The sequence below is a fragment of the Asanoa sp. NPDC050611 genome (assembly GCF_040654855.1).
GTDB lineage: Bacteria > Actinomycetota > Actinomycetes > Mycobacteriales > Micromonosporaceae > Asanoa.
Genome location: NZ_JBFAIU010000532.1, coordinates 1 through 3,415, shown reverse-complemented (window position 1 = coordinate 3,415; position 3,415 = coordinate 1). Strand labels below are relative to the sequence as shown.

Annotated in this window: 4 protein-coding genes and 1 pseudogene; all 5 read left to right on the top strand. The window is 72.2% G+C overall.

Annotated elements, in window-relative coordinates; all coding sequences use genetic code 11:
- Positions 1–418: 418 nt before the first annotated feature.
- Positions 419–1,195: an alpha/beta hydrolase gene (locus tag AB0H87_RS39670; RefSeq protein WP_360158307.1), complete on the top strand. Its 777-nt coding sequence runs from the start codon at positions 419–421 to the stop codon at positions 1,193–1,195.
- A 169-nt stretch (positions 1,196–1,364) separates the two neighbouring features.
- Positions 1,365–1,967 (top strand): CDP-alcohol phosphatidyltransferase family protein, encoded by a 603-nt coding sequence (locus tag AB0H87_RS39665; protein WP_360158304.1) that lies wholly within the window; start codon positions 1,365–1,367, stop codon positions 1,965–1,967.
- Positions 1,964–2,860, top strand: coding sequence for a DUF881 domain-containing protein (locus AB0H87_RS39660; RefSeq protein ID WP_360158301.1), 897 nt, complete (start codon positions 1,964–1,966; stop codon positions 2,858–2,860). The genes AB0H87_RS39665 and AB0H87_RS39660 overlap by 4 nt, the downstream gene beginning before the upstream one ends.
- Positions 2,861–3,193, top strand: a complete 333-nt coding sequence (locus tag AB0H87_RS39655) for a small basic family protein (RefSeq protein WP_278083895.1) — start codon at positions 2,861–2,863, stop codon at positions 3,191–3,193.
- 16 nt (positions 3,194–3,209) lie between these two features.
- A pseudogene (locus AB0H87_RS39650) lies at positions 3,210–3,415 on the top strand (hypothetical protein); the annotation flags it as partial.

Genomic DNA, 3,415 nt, shown 5'->3' with positions numbered 1-3,415 from the left:
GTCCGCAACAACATCGCGATCGAGATGCTGGGCGCCCGCGGTGTGCGGTTCGCGCCGTGGCTGGTGACGTTCTGGTGGACCGTGATCGCAGTGTGTCCGGCGTCGGCGGCCGGCGGCTGACCGCGTGCCCGGCCGGCACCGAGGCGCGGGGGATCGCCATGGCCCGGAAACCGGTCAGTGACGCCCCGGTGGACCGCGATCGCCGGCTGTTCGGTGCGGTAGCCCAGCGGCATCACGCGCAGCGGAGCATCCGTCTGCGGACTGGACGACGCCGGGGGCGGCGGTGTTCTCATACCCCCTTCATCGTGATGAGCGTGCGGTTTGGTTCGGCGTTGTCGGGGGCGTAAATCGGTCGTGTGTGCGGCGGCCCTGGGGTCTACTGACCCCCGGAATTTGTCGCTCGATCGAGGAGTGTCGTTTGTCGGACATTGCCGCCGTAGTCGAAGGGGAAGGCCCTCCGGTCGTGCTCGTGCACAGCGGGGTCGCTGACCATCACAGCTGGGACCAGGTCGCCGCGTCTTTGGCCAGGACCCACACCGTCATCCGTTACGACCTGCGCGGATTCGGCCGGACCCCACCGCCGGCCGAAGGCTTCCGGCACCGGGACGACCTGGCCGAACTGCTCGACCACCTGGGGATCGAGCGCGCCGCGATCGTGGGGAACTCGCTGGGCGGCTACATCTCCCTGGAGTTCGCGACCCGCTGGCCCGACCGGGTCACCCACCTCGGCCTGCTCGCCGCGCCCGTGTCCGGGTGGGAGTGGAGCCCGGTGGTCAGGGACTACGGCGCCGCCGAGGGCAAGCTCCTCGAGGCCGGCGACCTCGCCGGCGCGCTCGGTCTCAATCTGGACATGTGGGTCCGCGGGCCGGTGCGCGAGTGGTCACCGGAGCTGAACGCGATCGCCCAAGCGGTGGCACCCGCGATGCGGACCGGGCTCGGCAACCAGACCGTGACCGAGTCCTTCGAGTTGCCCGACGACACCGACCGGCCATCGACGCTCCTGCACGTGATCACCGCTCCGACGCTGGTAGCGGTGGGTGACGCCGACGCGCCGGACTTCACGGAGATCGCCCGGACGCTGGCCGCCGGCATCGCGGGCGCCCGCCTGACCGAGATCCCGGGCGCGGGTCACCTGCTTCCGCTCGAGTGCCCGGAAAGGATCACGGCGGAGATCGACGCACTGCTCGCGCGGTGAGCGTGAGCACGGTGGGCTCGGCGTGTCATGACAGGGTCGATATAGTGGCACCGCCAATGATCAGGGGGTTGGTCCCGCGCGCCGTCCGCGTCCGTCCGCGGCCGCCGGTGGTGGGCGGCACTGCCGAGCCAGTGCCAGGGGAGGCCCGTCGCGGTTGAGGAGGCTCACGGTGTCGCGTACGCCCACCGTCGCGACCAATCGCGTCCTCACCCTGCCCAATCTGATCAGTTTCCTGCGCCTGCTCGGCGTCCCGGTCTTCATGTGGCTGATGATCGGGCCGCAGAACGACGTCGCCGCGGTGGTCGTGCTCGCGATCGGTGGCAGCAGCGACTGGGTCGACGGCTGGGTCGCCCGCCGGCTCGGCCAGGTCAGCCGCCTCGGTGAGCTGCTCGACCCGGCCGCGGACCGGCTCTACATCCTCGCGGTGCTGGTCACCTTCACGTACCGCGAGATCGTCCCCTGGGAGTTCACCGCCGCCCTGGTGGCCCGCGAGCTGATGATGGCGCTCTGCCTGTTCGTCCTGCGCCGCAACGGGTTCGGCCCGCCGCAGGTCCACTACCTCGGCAAGACCGCCACGTTCATTCTGCTCGCCGCGTTCCCCGTGCTGCTGCTCGCGCACGCCGCGCCCCCGATCGCGACCGGCGCCGCGGCGGTCGGCTGGGGGCTGGCCTGGTGGGGCATCGTCCTCTACTGGATCGCCGGCTTCCTCTATGTCGGCCAGGCCGCGCGGGTGATCCGCGCCGGCCGCCAGCAGACGGGCGAGCCGGCATGACGGGCCCCACCGACGACAAATCGCCGCAGCGCCGCTGGATGTCGCCGGACTTTCTCACCGAGCTGTTCAGCAACCCCCTTGATCCGGGGTACGCGGACGCGGCCGCCCGCCGCGCGCGGGAAGGCCCGCCGCGGGGGTGGCGGCAGGGCACCCGGCGGACCGCCGCGGTGCTGGTCGCCGGGCTGATCGGCCTGCTGTTCGCCGTCGCCTACCGGCAGACCGTCGCCGACGAGCCGCGCCGCAGCCAGGCCCGGGCCGACCTGGTCAGCCAGATCAAGGCGCGCCAGGAGGCCACCGAGAACCTGCGCAGCCAGGCCGACCGCCTCCGTGACGAGGTCGCCCGCGAGCGCGACGCGGCCCTCGGCGGCGACCAGGCCGCCCAGCGGCGCGACGTCGAGGCCGCCACCGGGCTGCGCCGCGTCACGGGCGACGGGCTGGTCGTCCGGCTGACCGACTCCGCCGAGGCCGCCGAGGGCGATGACGCCAGCGACCTCGGCCGGATCTTCGACCGTGACCTGCAGCTCGTGACCAACGCCCTGTGGGCGTCCGGCGCCGAGGCGATCGCGATCAACGACCAGCGGCTCACCGCGACCTCGACGATCCGCAAGGCCGGCGGCGCGATCCTGGTCGACTTCCGCCCGGTCACGAGCCCGTACGAGATCCGGGTGATCGGGGACCGCGACCTCGAGGACAAGTTTCAGGACTCCGCCGCGGCGGCGCTGATGCGCAAGGTCGCCGACGCCGAGCACATCGGCTTCGACACGCACCGCGAGGACGACCTCAACCTGCCCGCGGCCACCGAGCCACAGCTCAACTACGCGACCCGCCCGACGCCGGCCAGCGCCACGCCGACGCCCGGCGGCACCTCCCCGAAACCGTCCGGAGGCGGCTAGATGATCCCCGTTCTCGCCCTCATCGTGGGTGTCGTCCTCGGCCTCGTGTTCGGCCCGACCGTGCCCGGCTGGCTGGAGCCGTACCTGCCGATCGCGGTGGTCGCGGCCCTCGACGCCGTCTTCGGCGGCGTCCGGGCCAAGCTCGACGGCATCTTCGACGACCAGCAGTTCGTGATCTCCTTCATCTCGAACGTGCTCGTGGCCGCCCTGATCGTCTACCTCGGCGACCAGCTCGGCGTGGGCGGCCAGCTCTCCACGGGCGTCGTGGTCGTGCTCGGGGTCCGTATCTTCGGCAACGTGGCTGCGATCCGCCGACACCTGTTCCGGGCCTGACGCGGGAGGACCGACGATGACCGACGACCACCCGCGCGACAGCGGCGCCGACGAGCCGACCTCACGCCTCGAGCCGCCGGCCCGCGACGAGCCAACCGACCGCACGGAGCGGCCGGCTCTCGATGAGCCGACCTCGCGCATCGACCGGCCCGCGGGCGATGAGCCGACCTCGCGTATCGAGCGGCCTGCCGGCGATGAGCCGACCTCGCGCATCGAACGGGC